Genomic DNA, 17,540 nt, shown 5'->3' with positions numbered 1-17,540 from the left:
GGGGGTGGTCCTGCGGTTCACCTCCACGTGCGTGGAGAGCACTACGGCCCCGCCGACCTGGACAGCCTGGTCTACGGTTCACCTCCACGTGCGTGGAGAGCACTCCCCCAGCCGCGCCGTCAGCGGCAGCCCCAGTGGTTCACCTCCACGTGCGTGGAGAGCACGGGCGCATCGGCCAGGTCAAGACCAAGAACGGCGGTTCACCTCCACGTGCGTGGAGAGCACCATCTCGGCCAGGCAGTCCTCGGGCATGGCGTCGGTTCACCTCCACGTGCGTGGAGAGCACGCGGGGATGGACGGCCCGTTCGTCGTTCTGGACGGTTCACCTCCACGTGCGTGGAGAGCACACGGTCGGCGGCAGCCGGAAGGTCCGCTTCGACGGTTCACCTCCACGTGCGTGGATAGCACGCGGTGGTGCGCCCGGTCAGCACCGGCAGCGCCGGTTCACCTCCACGTGCCTGGAGAGCACCTGGTCATCGTCTGCGACGAGGCCGCCAAGCTCGGTTCACCTCCACGTGCGTGGAGAGCACCCCGCGTTGGTCGGCGGATTCGGCGCGGAATCCGGTTCACCTCCACGTGCGTGGAGAGCACTGCTCTTGGGATCGGGCCTGTAGCTCGGCCTGCGGTTCACCTCCACGTGCGTGGAGAGCACTCCAGGAAGGCGCGCGGCACGATGAGCCGGCCCGGTTCACCTCCACGTGCGTGGAGAGCACTCCAGGAAGGCGCGCGGCACGATGAGCCGGCCCGGTTCACCTCCACGTGCGTGGAGAGCACAAACCCGAGCGGCGCGAAGAACTCGACCCCACCGGTTCACCTCCACGTGCGTGGAGAGCACTCCCGCGAGAATGCGGAGCTGGTGAAGCAGAACGAGACGTCGGGGCGGCAGCTCCAGCTAGCGGAAGAACGCACCCGCAAGGAAGAAGACGACCGAAAAGCGGCTCAGGAAGACGCGAAGAAGCAGCGCCGCCACAAGTGGTTCTCCCATGTTATTGCCGTGATCAGTCTCGCTGCCGCGGTCGTCTTCGGGCTCCTCACACTCTGACGGGAACCCGCCGCGGCGCAATGGTCGTCATACTCTCCAGCCCCTACGCGAGGACGTGCCCATGGGATTCCCCGACACACCCGAGCAGCCCGCCGCCGACGACCCACCGGCCGGGTTCTTCTCCAAGACCTCGAACGTCGTTGGCATGTCCATCATCGGTGTGCTCGTCACCCTGTTCTTGATCGTCGGCTACATGCTCGACAATCCCACTGGTGAGCCCCCCACTGCGGAAGAGCAGCAGCGCAATCGGGACATGAGAGCGTGCCTGGCCTCGGGTCAGACCGTGGAGGAGTGCGCGAACCCGCGTCTGAACCCGTGACCGTCCCGCTGGGCGCCGAGTTGCCTGATTAGTAGTAGTGCCGAGTGATGCGTTTACGCGTGTCCGGAACAGTCACCACGGCACCCACACGAACAACCACGCCTCACACGTGAACACGGTCAGCACCAAGTGAACGCTGTTCGCCGTACCCCCCACGCCACGCTGCCGCTCAATCACCGCACCCGCCGAGCTTGGGAGCGAACCGGCCATTCGTGGTACGCGGCTGTCGCTGAGGGGCGTACTGCTGCGGGGACTGCTGCTGCCACCGGGGGTCATGCGCATCCACGCGCGGTGTAGGTCGCAATGCACACCGGACGCGTGATGGTGCGAAGTAGTGCGCCTTCTGCTAACCAAGCCAAGGATGCCCGTCGGCGTCTTTCACGATCGGCTGGACGTCCGGCCGGGGCGCGGGCAAGCTAGGCCCCACGACACCGGGCCGAAGGACGAACACCCATGGGACCATGCGCCGTGTGCGGCCGCCGCCGGGACACCTGCGGGTGCGTGCCCACCGCGTTCTGGAAACGCGCCGACGTGACCGGGGCCGTGGCCGACCTCGACCTGTCGACGGTCGTCCGCCTGCTGCGCGCCCACACCAATCTCACCCAGGAAGCGATCGCTCTGCGCGCCGGACTGTCCCAGAGCACCGTCTCCCGCCTGGAGACCGGCCGCCCCGCCCACGACCTGGGTAAAGTCCGTGTCGCACTGCGCGGGCTCGGTGCTCCAGGCGTCAGCGACCTTGGGAACGGGCGTCATGTCCACGCCGAGCTCAATGCGGCATCCGGTCCGCCGCCCTTTGACTCTGCGGTCGGTAGCCGTGGAGCGCCTCCGGAGAACGTCCTAGGCTCCGACGCCGAAGCCGTGCACGCCTTCCGGCTGGCGGACCGCCGGGTGGGCGGGGGACACCTCTACACCGCCGTCATGCACTACCTCACCACCCGGGTGGGGCCCGAACTCGTCGCCGCGTCCGACTCCGACGCGGCCTTCGTCTCCGCCGCCGGTCTGACCGAGATGGCCGGATGGATGGCCTACGACGCCGGGAGAGCCCACACCGCGGCCCGCCACTTCCACCGCGCCCTGACGTTGGCGCGGGCCGCCGGGGCCGCCACGCTCACGGCCCAGGTGTGGGCCAGCCGCAGCCACCTCGCGCTGCACCACGGCGACCACCGGGCCGCGCTCTCAGCGGCCGAGCACGGCTGGGCGGAACTGGACGGCAGCGAGGACGCAGCCCTGCGGGGGCGACTGCTGGCCATGAAAGCGCGCGCCCGAGCGGCGGCAGGCGAAACCGCGCAGAGCCTGGCGGCCCTCCATGAGGCCAAGCGCCTTCTCACCGCCCGGCCCGCGCCAATCGGCTTCGATTGGACCAGTCCCTTCGATGAAGGATCCCTTGCCAGCGAGGCGGCGCGCGCCATGTGCGACCTGGGAGACTACGCCTCCGCAGCCGCCTACACCCACCGAGCCTTGGAACTGCGCGAACCCGACCGCCTGCGCGCACGCACCTTGGCTTCCCTCTTGCGGGCGCGCGCACTGCTTGGCCAGGGCGAGGTGGAGCAGGCATGCGCCGTGGCGGTCGCTGCCGGCCACAGCCTCGGCGCCGTCAGCTCCCAAGTGGTCGCCGAGGAGGTCCACACGCTCACCCAGGCGCTGATCCCCTTCACCGGCACCCGCAGCGTCGACGCGGCTCTGCCGCGGCTTCGAGGAACAGTGGCCCAGCACAACGGCATGTACCACTGGCTGGCCGGCGAACAGCAGGACGGACCGCGATGAGCACCCCCGACCACCCCGACGACGCCCCCCTCTACCAGCGCGATCCCCACGCCTGGCAGGCCCACCTTGCGGAGGGCAACAGGGTCCAGCCGCGCAAGCGCGTGGCGGCCGAGGTGGTCATCCACGACACCGGCGGCCGGATCCTGCTGGTCGACCCCTCCTACAAGCCCCCCTGGGACATCCCCGGCGGCATGGCCGAGGCCAATGAACCCCCCGCGCAGACGGCCTGGCGCGAACTTCGGGAAGAACTCGGCCTCGACATCGAGCTGGGCGGGCTGCTGTGTGTGGACTGGGTCGCCCCGCACGGCCCCTGGGACGACCTCCTGATGTTCGTATTCGACGGCGGCGTGCTCGGCCCCGCCCAAGCGGCCGCACTGGCTCCAGCCGACGAGGAACTGAGACGCGCCGAGTTCTGCGGACGTGGCGAGGCCGAGCAGCGGCTGCGCGCCGACGTGTGGCGCCGCACCCGCGCAGCACTCGCCGCCCTCAGCACCAGGACACCCGTGTACCTCCACAACGGCCGCGGCCCATCGGCTCACCCGGCACCCTGAAAGCCTTCGCGATCGTTTCAGGAAACTGGTGCGCCACCGCGACGTCGAGCAGGCGTGCGCGGTCGCGACCACAGGCGAGGCACCAGTGCCACCCCGGTTCACCTCCACGTGCGTGGAGAGCACGGCACCGCCGCCCTGCTCACCCTGCTGCCGATCGGTTCACCTCCACGTGCGTGGAGAGCACCACCCGGTGCGGGTGCGGTGGAGCCGGTACGCCGGTTCACCTCCACGTGCGTGGAGAGCACGACCACCTGGCCGCCGGCTACGACGTGGCCGACGGTTCACCTCCACGTGCGTGGAGAGCACGAGGTCACCGCGCTGGGCGTGGAGCCCGCCGACGGTTCACCTCCACGTGCGTGGAGAGCACCAGGTCCACGCGGACCCTATCGGCGTCAAGGGCGGTTCACCTCCACGTGCGTGGAGAGCACCTGTCGGCCTGGGACCGGATCGCGAGCCACGCCGGTTCACCTCCACGTGCGTGGAGAGCACAATCCCGACGGCCCCGGCATGGACATGTCCGGCGGTTCACCTCCACGTGCGTGGAGAGCACCTGGGCCTGCGCGAGAGCGTCCAGCAGGCGTTCGGTTCACCTCCACATGCGTGGAGAGCACAGTCCCGCCAGTGTCTGCGCGCCCTCGAACGGCGGTTCACCTCCACGTGCGTGGAGAGCACAGGCACCCGTCTGGCCCCACGCCGCGGACATCCGGTTCACCTCCACGTGCGTGGAGAGCACCACTACCAGGCCATCCTGGCGGCGCTGCGGCCCGGTTCACCTTCACGTGCGTGGAGAGCACGGCGGTGGCCGACCACAGCGCGTGCAGCACCTCGGTTCACCTCCACGTGCGTGGAGAGCACCACGACCGCTACACCCGTCTGGGGCACGTCCCCGGTTCACCTCCACGTGCGTGGAGAGCACCGAGGACTCAAAGATAAGCGCACACCTCGAAACGGTTCACCTCCACGTGCGTGGAGAGCACGGGGCCCCAGGCGTCGTCGTCGCCCCGGTACAGGGTTCACCTCCACGTGCGTGGAGAGCACGGTGTTGGCGTGGGCGGTCGCGGCGTCGTGGGCGGTTCACCTCCACGTGCGTGGAGAGCACCCAAGCGCGCCGGGATCGAGCAGTCCACCGTCCGGTTCACCTCCACGTGCGTGGAGAGCACGGCGGTGGCCGACCACAGCGCGTGCAGCACCTCGGTTCACCTCCACGTGCGTGGAGAGCACGGCGCCGAGACGGGCGGCGATTCTCATAGCGGCGGTTCACCTCCACGTGCGTGGAGAGCACACCTTGGTCTCGGGCGCCCAGCGGCCGGGCGCCGGTTCACCTCCACGTGCGTGGAGAGCACTAGCACTGGGCGCACGGACCGCACGCGTCGCACGGTTCACCTCCACGTGCGTGGAGAGCACCTGGTCATGGGCGCCCTGGAGCACGGGGCGACCGGTTCACCTCCACGTGCGTGGAGAGCACACCAGGGCCGAGGTGCGGGCGAAGCCGTCGGGCGGTTCACCTCCACGTGCGTGGAGAGCACGAGCGGATCGGCGTCTTCACCTGGAACATTGTCGGTTCACCTCCACGTGCGTGGAGAGCACAGCTCCGCCTCCGAGGGGAGCACATCAAGGCCCGGTTCACCTCCACGTGCGTGGAGAGCACTCCGAATCCAGGGACGAGAACAGCGAGGACACCGGTTCACCTCCACGTGCGTGGAGAGCACCAGCGGGCCAGCTGCACCCGCACGTCCCCGGCCGGTTCACCTCCACGTGCGTGGAGAGCACGCCCGAGGGCTCGGCCAGCGCCACCGACGCGGCGGTTCACCTCCACGTGCGTGGAGAGCACGTCTCCACGGGGTGGGCTCCGGGGGCGGTGTCCGGTTCACCTCCACGTGCGTGGAGAGCACGGCCGCGGGCCCGCCACCATGCTCAACGGCTGCGGTTCACCTCCACGTGCGTGGAGAGCACGCCACGGTGACCTCCTCCACCTCACCGGGGACCGGTTCACCTCCACGTGCGTGGAGAGCACCACACGATCCAGTGGCCACCCGCGATACGCCTCGGTTCACCTCCACGTGCGTGGAGAGCACTGGAAGGGACCCGAGCGGGTCGACCTCCAGCTCGGTTCACCTCCACGTGCGTGGAGAGCACCGGCGCACCGCAGAGTCGACGGCGCGGACATCGGTTCACCTCCACGTGCGTGGAGAGCACGCCGGGCGGGTGCGGTGCCGCCTGTGCATCGTCGGTTCACCTCCACGTGCGTGGAGAGCACGCCCATCCGGCCGACGTCGGCCGACTACCGCACGGTTCACCTCCACGTGCGTGGAGAGCACCCTGGTGGCCGACGGCAAGAAGATGACGCCTGCGGTTCACCTCCACGTGCGTGGAGAGCACTGCTGGGTGCGGCCGATCACCGACTCCCCGACCGGTTCACCTCCACGTGCGTGGAGAGCACTGCGCCGCCCTCGCGAAGGCCACGCCCGCCGACGGTTCACCTCCACGTGCGTGGAGAGCACAGCGCCACGGCGCAATCAGGGGCGTCGAAAACCGGTTCACCTCCACGTGCGTGGAGAGCACACCTTGCCGCTCAGCATCCGGCGGACCGCTTCCGGTTCACCTCCACGTGCGTGGAGAGCACCGCCGCGTTCGGTCGGTCGGGCGACCGAACGGCGGTTCACCTCCACGTGCGTGGAGAGCACTCATTTGCCCACAGTTCCGTAACTGAAAAGGGCGGTTCACCTCCACGTGCGTGGAGAGCACGTCGTCGCCCGGGGCGAAGCTGCCGATGGGGGCGGTTCACCTCCACGTGCGTGGAGAGCACTAGAGGTCATCGGCACGTCCTGTCTCATCGGTCGGTTCACCTCCACGTGCGTGGAGAGCACGCACACGTACACATGGACGCCTGTTTTGCCCGCGGTTCACCTCCACGTGCGTGGAGAGCACCACGGTCAACGTCGCCATCAGCGGTCACCGTTCGGTTCACCTCCACGTGCGTGGAGAGCACCTCGTCCAGCGGCCGGCGGATGAGGTCGTCCCCGGTTCACCTCCACGTGCGTGGAGAGCACTACGCGGCGCGGAACCGGCGTTGGCGTTGCGCCGGTTCACCTCCACGTGCGTGGAGAGCACCGGTACAAAATCTGCGACGACGCATCCCTCGCAGGTTCACCTCCACGTGCGTGGAGAGCACCCCGGGCGGGCCGGGCGGTGCCGGCGCACGGTCGGTTCACCTCCACGTGCGTGGAGAGCACCTACGACATCACCCGCGCACAGGGCCGGATCGAGGTTCACCTCCACGTGCGTGGAGAGCACTCCCACCAGGCCAAGTTTCGGGCGGTGAGGGCCGGTTCACCTCCACGTGCGTGGAGAGCACTCCCACCAGGCCAAGTTTCGGGCGGTGAGGGCCGGTTCACCTCCACGTGCGTGGAGAGCACCGCCGACGACGCGGGGAGCGCGGTCGGGGCGACGGTTCACCTCCACGTGCGTGGAGAGCACATCCCCGCCTCATCGAGAGCGGGAATCAGACTCGGTTCACCTCCACGTGCGTGGAGAGCACCTACGCCCCCCTTGCGCTTCTCTGACCAGCGTCGGTTCACCTCCACGTGCGTGGAGAGCACGACCCCAAGAACGGCGGCTCCAGCCCGCGGATCGGTTCACCTCCACGTGCGTGGAGAGCACCATGGACGGCTCCCACCTGCCCGAGTCGGGGCCGGTTCACCTCCACGTGCGTGGAGAGCACACCTACACCCTGCCGAACTACGTCGGCGAACTCGGTTCACCTCCACGTGCGTGGAGAGCACCCCGACGGACCCGAGCCCCGCGTCAACATGGGCGGTTCACCTCCACGTGCGTGGAGAGCACGACCGTGGACGGCGACACCAACACGGGCTTGTAGGTTCACCTCCACGTGCGTGGAGAGCACACTTATTGACCTGCGGGTTTATCCGACCCGAATACCGTTCGGGTAACTCTTTGTGCAGATATCCATTCGGAGCGTCCATTCGGTCGATTCTCAGCGCAGTACCGCAGTGCCACCAGCCTCTGACAGCCACAGGGCCGGGCTGCCAAGGGCAGGTCCGCAGAGAGGTGAGGAACAGCGCATTCCTCCAGTGATCAGTGCAAGCACCGAAAGGCTCCCGCCTGCCTGCGGGCGCTACCTCGCCGAGCATAACCACAGCGGGCCGTCCACGTTGCGAAGGCGTTGCCGGAAGCAGCAATTCGAGCGGTGTTCGCCGGTGGTGCGCGCACCGTCCTCTTCCGCAGCGGCCGCTCCAAAGCGAAGCCGCATATTCGGACGGGCGTGATCGACCACATCACCGTGGCCCTCCCGCTCGCAACCACCGGCTCGACCATCGGGCAACTGCTTCCCGCCGGCTACAGCATCGAGGCACTCACCCGAGAGTCGGAAACCGTCGTCGTACATGCCGGCAGACGCCCAGCGCCCCGGAGGATGAGACGTGGCCCCCCGGCGCCGTGGCGGGCGGCGCACCAGCTCGCCGGTCTTGAGGTGGGGCAGCGCGGCCGCGTCGTCAATTCCAATCCGGAACGCGCCCAGACCCAGGAGCGGCCTCAACACCGTGCCAGTCGGCAAGCTCGGGTACATGACCGTTCCCACGATGGTCGGGCAGCGGCCCTTCTTCGCCCTCAACCCCGCCCAGTTCCGTGCAGGCTGGGAGCAAGCGGTCACGGCCGCACCGTCACATCGTGGCCGCTGGGCTGCGTGTCGGGCTCTTTGGTGTCGGTACCCTGACCTGCGGAAACGACTGAGTCCGAACTTAAGAGCACCTGCGGAGCACCATCGAGGCCGAAGCGAGGCGCGAGCGAGGACCCACAGCGCGCTGACCTGCGGAAACAAGGCGCACCTGGCAGGATTCGAACCTGCGACCGTCGGATTAGAAGTCCGATGCTCTATCCACTGAGCTACAGGTGCTCGATTCAATTGTCGCCGGGCCCGGGGGCCGGTGAGGTCATTGTGACCTGCGGGTTCGCGGACGGGGGGCCGGGGGTGGTGCGGGGTGGGCCACGGGGGCGGCCGCCTGTGGTCAGCGTGGTGGGCTGTGCCGGGGCGGGGCCTGGGCTGCGATGACATTCTAGGGTATTCGGTAGATGTCACCCATCACCGGGCAAAATAATAACAACTACGGACATTCGTAGTTGCGCCTCGTTAGCACGCGCGCTCCACCAAATCGGTCGCTACCGGCCTCCCTGGAACACGTTACCCGTGATTAACCGCAGGTGGGGTGCCTACCGCGGGTGTTTCGCCAACTTGGGCCAGCCCGGCGGCCGACGCACCCGGTTCCTCCGGTCACCCGGCGGTCCCCCCGGTCCTCCCGAGCCTCGGGCGCCCGGAGGGTGGGCAGGGGCGGGGATGGGGTGGGCACCTGGTGGGTGAACCGGTGGTCCCGACACCCCGGCAGACGCAGACACCCCGGCAGACCCCGAACCCCGGCTCCCGCGCCGCCCTGGAGCCGCGGCCTCCGGCGGGTGGCCGGGGCGGCTCCTCAGTACTCCAGTTCGGGCCGCAGCGGGCCGCCCACCGTGTGGAGGTGGCGGAGGACCTGGGCGTAGGAGTCGAGCAGGCTGGTCTCGTGGTAGGCGATCCCGTGCTGCGCGCAGAACGCCCGGACCAGGGGCTGGACCCGGGGCAGGGCCGAACGCGGCATGGACGGGAACAGGTGGTGTTCGACCTGGTAGTTGAGCCCGCCGAGGAGGATGTCGGTGAAGCGCCCGCCCCGGATGTTGCGCGAGGTCAGGACCTGGCGGCGGAGGAAGTCGACCTTGTCGCCCTTGGCGATGATCGGCATTCCCTTGTGGTTCGGCGCGAACGCGCATCCCATGTACAGGCCGAACAGCCCCTGGTGCACCGCGATGAAGCATACCGCCTGTAGCGGAGTGAGCACCAGGAGCACGGCGCCCAGGTAGCCGACGAAGTGGGTGAGGAGCAGCGCCCCGTGGAGCAGGCGGGCGCCGCCGCGCGCCGAGCCCGTCCGGTCGAACAGCGACCGCACGCTCGCGTAGTGCAGGTGCAGCCCCTCCAGAAGGAGCATCGGGAAGAACAGCCACGCCTGGCTGCGCGCCAGCAGCACCCCCACGCCCCGCCGGGCCTGGGCCTGCTCGCGGGTGAAGGCGATCGCGTTGCCGTCGATGTCGGGATCGCGATCCACGTGGTTGGGGTGGGCGTGGTGGCGGTTGTGCTTGGAGACCCACCAGCCGTAGTCGATTCCGGTCAGCAGGTTGCCGTACAGCCGCCCGATCAGATCATTGACCCGCTTGGAGTTCGAAACTTGTTGGTGCCCGGCGTCGTGCCCGATGAACGCGCTCTGAGTGAAGGCCACCGCGAAGTAGGCGGCGACCAGCAACTGCCACCACGACGGGCCGATCAGCGCGAAGGCGATCCATCCCGCGGCCAGCAACACCAGGTTGACGCCGATCCGGACCGCGTAGGACAGGGGCCGCCGCTTCAGCAGCCCCGCCGCCTGGACCTCCCGCGAGAGCACGGCGTAGTCGCTACCCCGGCGGGGCGGATCCGGTTGCCCGCGGCCGGGGCCGCCGGGGCGGGGCTCCTCGTGGGAAGCCGAGGTCTCTACGGACATGTCGCCTGCTTCCAACCCACGGGCGCCCGCGGCGTCCGCGCGTCCGGGCCGATTACGGTGGCATCGCACATTTGGAAGTGTCACTCCTGTTCGGGACGGATGGCGGCCGGTCCGTGGAGGCACGGCCGTGGCGTACTGAACGTCCTCCGTTCCAGGAGAACCCGGAAAAGTGAACCGCCTGGGTCAGGTGTGCTGAAGGAGGCGCCGCGGGCGCGGAATTCGCCCTGTCGGTCCTTGGCAGCTCAACCATGACAACGCGAGTGAGCGGGTCGGTGTTCCCCGGCGGCTTCGGCACGATGCCGGCGGTGGTCGGTTGGATTCGCGAAAACGCGTCGACACAGGCAATACGGCGGTCCTCTTTCCGCGGTGGCTCCGGTGACCGCAACGGCGGCGATCCGCACCCGGTTTCCGATCGCGGTCGGGGTCCGGCCGCGAGTCGCCCTCCCCCGCGATTCAACGCGCGGGGGCGGGGCAGTGGGCGAAGGGTCCCGAGGAACGGAGGCTCCATGCCCCGGCCGGGTCACCCGACCAGCACAGGAGGAATCCGATGATCAGGAACGCCGCCGTCGTCGGCGGGGCCGTGGCCACCGTCGGGGTGGCCGCCGCGCTCGCCCGGCGCCGGGCGCGGCAGCGCCGCCACGTCGAGCACGTCGCCACCGTCGTGTCCTCGCCCGGCGAGGTCGCCGCCGCCTGGCAGCAGCCCGACCGCCTCCCCGGCCTGTTCGCCCGCGTCACCCCCCAGTCCGCCGAGGGCGGCGAGCCCGAGCGCGTGCCCCGCGCGCGCGGCCTGCGCCTGCTGGTCACCCTCACCCCCGCCCCGCACGACCGCGGCACCGAGGTCCGCGTGATGGCCACCGGCCCCTCCGCCGCCGACCACGACGGGCGGCTGCGCGCCGACCTGCGGGCACTGAAGTCCGTCCTGGAGTGCGGCGAGGCCGTGACCGTCAAGGGCCAGCCCTCCGGCCGCGGCCGCGCGCAGCGGGCCGTGCAGAAGCGCGTCAACTCCGCGCTGACCAAGGGAGGCCGCGGATGAAGGCCCTGTGCTGGATGGGCGTCAACGACCTGGCCGTCAAGGACGTCCCCGAGCCCCGCCTGCTCAACGACGGCGACGCGATCGTGCGCATCACGGCCAGCGCCGTCTGCGGCTCCGACCTGCACCTCATCGACGGCTACATCCCCGCCATGCGGCGCGGCGACATCCTGGGCCACGAGTTCATCGGCGAGATCGTGGAGGTCGGCCCGGGCGTGCGCGAGCGCCGCGTCGGCGACCGCGTCGTGGTGTGCTCGATCATCTCCTGCGGCCACTGCCGCTACTGCCGCGAGGGCCGGTTCTCCCTGTGCGACAACGGCAATGCCCAGCCGGCCGCCTTCGAGGACCTGTACGGCTACGCGGGCGGCGGGATCTTCGGCTACTCCCACCTGGTCGGCGGCTACGCCGGCAGCCACGCCGAGTACGTGCGGGTGCCCTTCGCCGACGTCGGCTCCTTCCCGGTGCCCGGCGCCCTCGACGACGACTCCGCCGTCTACGCCTCCGACGCCGTGCCCACCGGCTGGATGGCCGCCGACTTCTGCGACATCCGCCCCGGCGACGTCGTCGCCGTGTGGGGCGCGGGCGGCGTGGGGCAGATGGCCGCCCTCGCGGCCCGGCTGATGGGCGCCGAGCGGGTCGTGGTCATCGACCGCTTCCCCGAGCGCCTGGAGCAGGTCCACCGCCACCTCGGCCTGGACACCCTGGACTACGGGGAGGTCGACGTGGTCGAGGCGCTGCGCGACATCACCGCCGGGCGCGGCCCCGACGCCTGTATCGAGGCGGTCGGCATGGAGGCGCACGGGTTCGGCCCGCAGTACGCCTACGACCGCGCCAAGCAGCTCCCTCGCCTGGCCGAGCGGGCCGTGGCCCTGCGCGAGGCGATCCTGGCGTGCGGCAAGGGCGGCGTGGTCTCGGTCGTGGGTGTCTTCGGCAGCTTCGTGGACAAGTTCCCCATGGGCGCCGTGGTCAACAAGGGCCTCACCCTGCGCAGCGCCCAGCAGCACGGCCAGCGCTACATCCCCGAACTGCTGGAGCGGATGGCGGCCGGCGAGATCCCCACCGCGCACCTGACCACGCACCCGCTGCCGCTGAGCGAGGGCGCGCGGGGCTATGAGCTGTTCAAGCACAAGAGGGACGGGTGCGTGCGGGCGGTTCTCCACCCGCAGGCGGCCTGACGGCGGGGCCGGCGGCCGGCGCGCGCGAGCGGCGCCGGCCGGGGGGGGGGGGGGGGGGGGGGGGGGGGGGGGGCCGCCCCCGGGCCCCCCCCCCCCGGCCCGGGAGAGGGCGGAGGTGGGCGGTGGACGTCCTGGTCGCCGACGCGGTGAACCCGCACAACCTCATGGCGGCGCGCCTCCAGATGGCGCTGTCGCTGGGCTGGCACATCATCGTCGCCTGCCTGGGGGTGGGCATGCCCGCCATCACCCTGATCGCCGAGTGGCGCGGCCACCGCACCGGCGACCCCCACGTCCAACTGCTCGCCCGGCGCTGGGCCAAGGCCATGGGCGTGCTGTTCGCGGTGGGCGCGGTGTCGGGCACCATCCTGTCCTTTGAGATGGGCCTGCTGTGGCCGGGCCTCATGGGCACCTACGGCGAGGTGATCGGCCTGCCGTTCGCGCTGGAGGGCATCGCGTTCTTCATCGAGGCGATCTTCCTGGGCATCTACCTCTACGCCTGGGACCGGCTGCCGCCCGTGCCGCACCTGCTGTCCGGGATCCCCATCGTGATCGCGGGCGTGGCCAGCGCGTTCTTCGTGGTGACCGCCAACGCCTGGATGCAGCAGCCCACCGGCTTCGACACCCGCGAGGGGCGGGTGACGGCCGTGGAGCCCTGGGCCGCGATGTTCAACCCCGCCACCCCGCCGCAGACGGTGCACATGATCCTGGCGGCGTTCATGGTGGCCGGGTTCTCGATGGCCGCCGTCTACGCGGTGGCCATGCTGCGCGGCCGCCGCGACCGCTACCACCGCGTCGGGTTCCTCATCCCCTTCACCGTGGCCGCCGTGATCACCCCCGTGCAGATCGGGGTGGGCGACTGGGCGGCGCACTTCGTCGCCGAGAACCAGCCGGTGAAGCTCGCGGCCATGGAGGGGGTCTTCGAGACGGAGCGGGGTGTGCCGCTGCACCTGGGCGGGGTGGCGGTCGACGGCGAGCTGCGCTACGCACTGGAGATCCCCTACGGCCTGTCCCTGCTGGCGCACTGGGACCCCAACGCCGAGATCGCCGGCCTGAACGAGGTGCCGACGGCCGAGCACCCGCCCGTCAACGTCGTGCACTGGGCGTTCCAGGTCATGGTGGGCCTCGGGTTCGCCCTGCTGGCGCTGGTGGCGTGGCAGTGGTGGGCGTGGTGGCGGCGCCGCGACCTGCCGCGCTCGCCGTGGTTCCTGCGCGCCGCCGCGCTGGCGGGCGCGGCGGCGGTGGTGGCGCTGGAGGCGGGGTGGACGGTCACCGAGGTCGGCCGCCAGCCCTGGCTCGTCTACGGGGTGATGCGCACCTCCGAGGCCGTCAACCCCGCGCCGGGCCTGGTCTACGGGTTCGCGGGGGTGGCCGCGGTGTACGCGGTGCTGACCGTGGCCACCGTGTACGTCCTGCGGCGGATGGCGCGGGAGAAGCCCGTGCCGGTGGCGCCGCAGGAGCGCGACGTCAGCGACTACAAGGTCGTCTAGCGCCAGGCTGTGGAGGGGGTGCGCCATGCCGCTGCCGGAGATCCTGCTGGGGCTGCTGTGGATCGGGGTCACCGCCTACGTGCTGTTCGGCGGGGCCGACTTCGGGGGCGGGGTGTGGGACCTGCTCGCCGGGGGCGCCGAGCGCGGCGCGCGGCAGCGGGCGCTGGTGGAGCACGCGATCGGTCCGGTGTGGGAGGCCAATCACGTGTGGCTGATCTTCGTGATCGTGCTGGCGTGGACGGGGGTGCCCTCGGTGTTCGCCGCGGTGGCCTCCACGCTCTACATCCCGCTGACGCTGACGGCGCTGGGCATCATCGCGCGCGGGTCGGCGTTCGCGTTCCGCAAGGCGAGCACGCTGCTGTGGCAGCGGCGGCTGTTCGGCGCCGCGTTCGCGTTCTCGTCGGTGGTCACGCCCTTCTTCCTGGGCACGGTCGCCGGGGCGATCGCCTCGGGCCGGGTGCCGCCGGGGATCGCCGAGGGCGACCTGGCGGCCAGTTGGCTCAACCCGACGTCGCTGGTCAGCGGGGCGCTGGCGGTGGGCACGGCCGCCTATCTGGCGGCGGTCTACCTCACGCGCGACGCCCAGCGCGCCGGCGACGCGGGTCTGGCCGCGGCCTTCCGCCGCCGCGCGCTGGCCGCCGGGGTGGTGGTGGGCGGGTTGTCGGCCGTGGGTTTGGTGGTGCTGCGGGCCGACGCGCCGCGCCTGTTCGACCGGTTGACCACGGGCGCGGCGCTGCCGCTGCTGGCGCTGTCGGTGGCGGCCGGGGTGGTGTCGCTGGCGCTGCTGGCTTGGACCCGCGCGTTCCTCGCGGTGCGGGTGACGGCGGCGCTGGCGGTGGTGGGCCTGCTGTGGGGGTGGGGGGTGGGGCAGTACCCCCGCCTGCTGCCCGGGGTCACGCTGCGGGAGGCGGCGGCCACGGACGCGGTCCTGGCCGCGACCCTGGGTGCGCTGGCGGTGGGGGCCGTGCTGCTGGTGCCGTCGCTGGTGTGGCTCTACGCGACCTTCCAGCGGGGGGACGGTCAGGGGGAGGGTGAAAGCGGGGACGCGGGGGCTTTCCCGAGGGCGGAGAATAATTCCTAGTTTATTCCGGCCGGTGAACAAGTTCCTTTTTCCGGTATGGCTTCCCTTTAACCTCACCGCCCTCAGTGGAAACCCGCGCACCACCATTGATCGGCAAGTGGAGTGTTACCATCGCTTTTCACCAGAGAAAGCGAAGGCATGCGCTCCCCCAGTGACTTCGACGACTCCCAGCGGCCGGACGGCGCGGCGCCCGCGCGCAACGAGTTCGCCGTACCCGGCGGCAGGGTCGACGCGGTCGTGCAGGCGGGAGCCGTGCACGGTGGCGTCCACATCCACACCGGCGACCGGGGCGATCCGCCGCGGCAGGTGCCGCTGGCCCCGCGCCATTTCACCGACCGCGAGCGGGAGCAGGGAATTCTGGACGGCGCCGCCCTCGCCGCGCAGCGCGACGGCCTTCCGCGCATTGTGGTCGTGAGCGGTCCGGGCGGTGTGGGGAAAACCGCCTTGGCGGCCCGATTCCTCCACACGGCCGCCGACTCCTTCCCTGACGGCCTGCTCCACGCCGACCTCCGCGGATTCGCGCCCGGGGCGGCGCCGCTCGACCCCGGCGCCGTCCTCGACGGCTTCCTGCGCTCGCTCAACACCGAGGCCGGCGCCATCCCCGCCGACCCGGCGGCCCGCGCGGCGCAGTTCCGCTCCCGCACCGCCGGGCGCTCCCTGGCGGTCCTGCTGGACAACGCGGCCTCGGCCGCGCAGGTGCGGCTGCTGCTGCCGGGCGGCGGCGCGCACCTGGTGGTCGTCACGACGCGGTTGCGGCTGACCGGACTGGCGCCGGAGGGCGCGACGTTCCTCCAGGTGGGGCCGCTGCCGGGCGACGCGGCGGCGCACCTGGTGGCCCGGGTGCTGGGCGACGACCGCCCCCGGCGGGAGACCGAGGCGGTGAACCGCCTGACCCGCCTGTGCGGCGGGCTCCCCCTGGCGCTGTGCGCGGCGGCGAGCCGGCTCGCGCTGCGCCCGCACCAGTCGGTCGGCCGGCTGGTCGCCCAACTCGACACCGAGCACGGCCGCATCGCCCGGCTCAGCCGGCACCAGGAACCCGAGGAGTCCTCCGTGCAGGCCGTCTTCGACAGCTCCTACGCCCACCTGGACCCGACGGCGCGGCGCCTGTACCGCCTGCTGGGCCTGCCCTCCGGCCCCGACACGACGGTCACCGCGGCCGCCGCCCTGCTCGGCGCCGGCGAGGAGCGGGCCGAGGACGCCGTGGACGACCTGCTCGCGGCCAGCCTGCTGGAGGAGCACGCCCCCGGCCGCTACCGCCAGCACGACCTGGCCCGGCTGCACGCGCGGGAGCGGCTGGCCGCAGACGAAGGGCCGGAAGCCCGCGAGGAGGCGCGCCGCCGCCTGGGCCGCTACTTCCTGGATTCGGCCGTCAACGCCGACCTGGCCCTCAACCCCGGCCGATGGCACCTGGGCCCCCGGTTCGAGGAGGAGCGCGACGGCGAGAGCTTCGCCGACCGCACGGCCGCCGTGGCATGGCTTGAGGCCGAACTGCCCAACCTGCGGGCCTGGATCGCGGACTGCCACGAGACCGGCGACCACGAGACGTGCTGGCAGCTCTGCGAGGCGCTCAGGACGCTGTTCAATGTGCGAAAGCACTACGACGCGTGGGATGCCACGCACAGAACGGCCCTCGCCTCCGCACGGATTCTCGGGGATGCAGCGGCAGAGGCGTTGGTACTGAGCAATTTAGGGGTTTTACAGACGCAGCTCGGTGATGCGAGATCCGCGCGCGAGCACCAGCGTTCCGCCCTCGACCTATGGGAACGGGCCGGCCACGCCTTGGGGCGCGCCTCGACTCTGGAGGATCTGGGGATATCCGAAATGGCGTTGGGAAACCCCGATTCCGCCGCGGGGTATTTCAGCCGCGCGCTGGAGGTCCACCGCCGGCTCGGCCGCGAGCGCGGCATCGCCTCGATGCGCCGCCGTCTCGGCGAGGCCGCACGCGACCAGGGCGACCACGCCGCCGCCAAGGCGCATTTCCGACACGCGTTGGACTACTTCGGCGAGGACACCGAGCCCTACCTGCGGATCCGCTCCCTGGTCGAACTGGTGCCCTGCCTCGTCGCCGACGGTGAGACGTCCGCCGCCGAACAGGCGCTTGACGAGGCGCTGGGCATCAGCGAACGGATCGGCGCCCGAGCCGAGGCGGCCCGGATCCACGTGCTGTGGGCCGACACCGCCTCGGTCCTAGGCTCCGCCGAGGCCGTCTGGACGCACCTCAGCACCGCATTGTCCATCTACAGCGCACTCGGCGCCCCCCAAGCCGAAGCGATACGTCAGCGGATCGCCGACCTGCCGCCACCGAGAGAGCGCTGAGGCGGCGGTCCGGCCATGCCCGCGCGAGGTCGGCCGGGGCGCCACCCACGGTGACCCAGGCGTGGGCGACAGCGCCGAGCAGACGGGCGTCCCAGCCGGAGCGGGCGGGCAGGCGAAGCACACCGCCGGGCTCCGCCGAGGAGGGCACGGCGTCACGCCGCACCGCTTGCACCACCGCGGCGCCGGCCGGCGGCGGGCGC

10 protein-coding genes, 1 tRNA gene and 2 CRISPR repeat arrays (1 of these 13 running past the window's edge) are annotated in these 17,540 nt (G+C 71.0%); of the genes, 9 read left to right on the top strand and 2 right to left on the bottom strand.

All coding sequences use genetic code 11. The features are described 5' to 3' along the window. Window positions 1-835: direct repeats of the CRISPR family, unit length 29 nt; unit sequence CGGTTCACCTCCACGTGCGTGGAGAGCAC; it reaches 109 nt to the left of the window's first position. Between the two features lie 21 nt (window positions 836-856). From LG943_RS07350 to LG943_RS07335, 4 genes are all read left to right on the top strand, one after another. Beyond that, on the top strand, window positions 857-1,042 hold the full coding sequence (locus LG943_RS07350; RefSeq protein WP_270071441.1) for a hypothetical protein: 186 nt from the start codon (window positions 857-859) through the stop codon (window positions 1,040-1,042). Window positions 1,043-1,103: 61 nt separating this feature from the next. Beyond that, window positions 1,104-1,361 (top strand): hypothetical protein, encoded by a 258-nt coding sequence (locus LG943_RS07345; protein WP_270071440.1) that lies wholly within the window; start codon window positions 1,104-1,106, stop codon window positions 1,359-1,361. A gap of 501 nt (window positions 1,362-1,862) precedes the next feature. Continuing rightward, window positions 1,863-3,125, top strand: a complete 1,263-nt coding sequence (locus LG943_RS07340; RefSeq protein WP_270071439.1) for a helix-turn-helix domain-containing protein — start codon at window positions 1,863-1,865, stop codon at window positions 3,123-3,125. Continuing rightward, entirely contained in the window at window positions 3,122-3,676 is a 555-nt protein-coding gene (locus tag LG943_RS07335; protein WP_270071438.1) for an NUDIX domain-containing protein, read from the top strand. The genes LG943_RS07340 and LG943_RS07335 overlap by 4 nt, the downstream gene beginning before the upstream one ends. Before the next feature lie 94 nt (window positions 3,677-3,770). After that, a CRISPR array of direct repeats spans window positions 3,771-7,580; the repeat unit is 29 nt; unit sequence CGGTTCACCTCCACGTGCGTGGAGAGCAC. A 935-nt stretch (window positions 7,581-8,515) separates the two neighbouring features. Here the strand turns inward: LG943_RS07335 and LG943_RS07330 are convergent. Together LG943_RS07330 and LG943_RS07325 are read right to left on the bottom strand one after the other, a co-directional pair. After that, window positions 8,516-8,588, bottom strand: a tRNA-Arg gene (locus LG943_RS07330). A 571-nt stretch (window positions 8,589-9,159) separates the two neighbouring features. After that, a complete protein-coding gene (locus LG943_RS07325) occupies window positions 9,160-10,251 on the bottom strand; it encodes a fatty acid desaturase family protein (RefSeq protein WP_270071437.1) in 1,092 nt (363 codons plus the stop codon). 547 nt (window positions 10,252-10,798) lie between these two features. On the opposite strand from LG943_RS07325, the gene LG943_RS07320 reads away from it, so the two are divergent. From LG943_RS07320 to LG943_RS07300, 5 genes are all read left to right on the top strand, one after another. Then, on the top strand, window positions 10,799-11,284 hold the full coding sequence (locus LG943_RS07320; RefSeq protein WP_270071436.1) for a hypothetical protein: 486 nt from the start codon (window positions 10,799-10,801) through the stop codon (window positions 11,282-11,284). Continuing rightward, window positions 11,281-12,456 carry a zinc-dependent alcohol dehydrogenase gene (locus LG943_RS07315; protein ID WP_270071435.1) on the top strand — a complete coding sequence of 392 codons (1,176 nt, stop codon included), beginning with the start codon at window positions 11,281-11,283 and terminating at the stop codon, window positions 12,454-12,456. The genes LG943_RS07320 and LG943_RS07315 overlap by 4 nt, the downstream gene beginning before the upstream one ends. Window positions 12,457-12,578: 122 nt before the next feature. Continuing rightward, entirely contained in the window at window positions 12,579-13,943 is a 1,365-nt protein-coding gene (locus tag LG943_RS07310; RefSeq protein ID WP_270071434.1) for a cytochrome ubiquinol oxidase subunit I, read from the top strand. A 25-nt stretch (window positions 13,944-13,968) separates the two neighbouring features. Next, the gene (locus LG943_RS07305; protein WP_270071433.1) at window positions 13,969-15,024 is read left to right on the top strand and encodes a cytochrome d ubiquinol oxidase subunit II; all 1,056 of its coding nucleotides are present in this window, start codon (window positions 13,969-13,971) and stop codon (window positions 15,022-15,024) included. Window positions 15,025-15,162: 138 nt separating this feature from the next. After that, window positions 15,163-17,340, top strand: coding sequence for a tetratricopeptide repeat protein (locus LG943_RS07300; RefSeq protein WP_270071432.1), 2,178 nt, complete (start codon window positions 15,163-15,165; stop codon window positions 17,338-17,340). The last annotated feature ends 200 nt before the right edge of the window (window positions 17,341-17,540 follow it).

The sequence above is a fragment of the Streptomonospora mangrovi genome, assembly GCF_027604915.1.
GTDB classification, from domain to species: domain Bacteria; phylum Actinomycetota; class Actinomycetes; order Streptosporangiales; family Streptosporangiaceae; genus Streptomonospora; species Streptomonospora mangrovi.
The sequence above is the reverse complement of the archived record's forward strand: the minus strand, read 5'-3'. Positions and strand labels throughout refer to the sequence as shown.

What these genes read in the sequence shown, in the direction of transcription:
- LG943_RS07345 (WP_270071440.1), top strand. Translation starts at nt 1,104, where the DNA reads ATGGGATTCCCCGACACACCCGAGCAGCCCGCCGCCGACGACCCACCG.
- LG943_RS07335 (WP_270071438.1), top strand. Translation starts at nt 3,122, where the DNA reads ATGAGCACCCCCGACCACCCCGACGACGCCCCCCTCTACCAGCGCGAT.
- LG943_RS07325 (WP_270071437.1), bottom strand. Translation starts at nt 10,251, where the DNA reads ATGTCCGTAGAGACCTCGGCTTCCCACGAGGAGCCCCGCCCCGGCGGC.
- LG943_RS07320 (WP_270071436.1), top strand. Translation starts at nt 10,799, where the DNA reads ATGATCAGGAACGCCGCCGTCGTCGGCGGGGCCGTGGCCACCGTCGGG.
- LG943_RS07315 (WP_270071435.1), top strand. Translation starts at nt 11,281, where the DNA reads ATGAAGGCCCTGTGCTGGATGGGCGTCAACGACCTGGCCGTCAAGGAC.
- LG943_RS07305 (WP_270071433.1), top strand. Translation starts at nt 13,969, where the DNA reads ATGCCGCTGCCGGAGATCCTGCTGGGGCTGCTGTGGATCGGGGTCACC.
- LG943_RS07300 (WP_270071432.1), top strand. Translation starts at nt 15,163, where the DNA reads ATGCGCTCCCCCAGTGACTTCGACGACTCCCAGCGGCCGGACGGCGCG.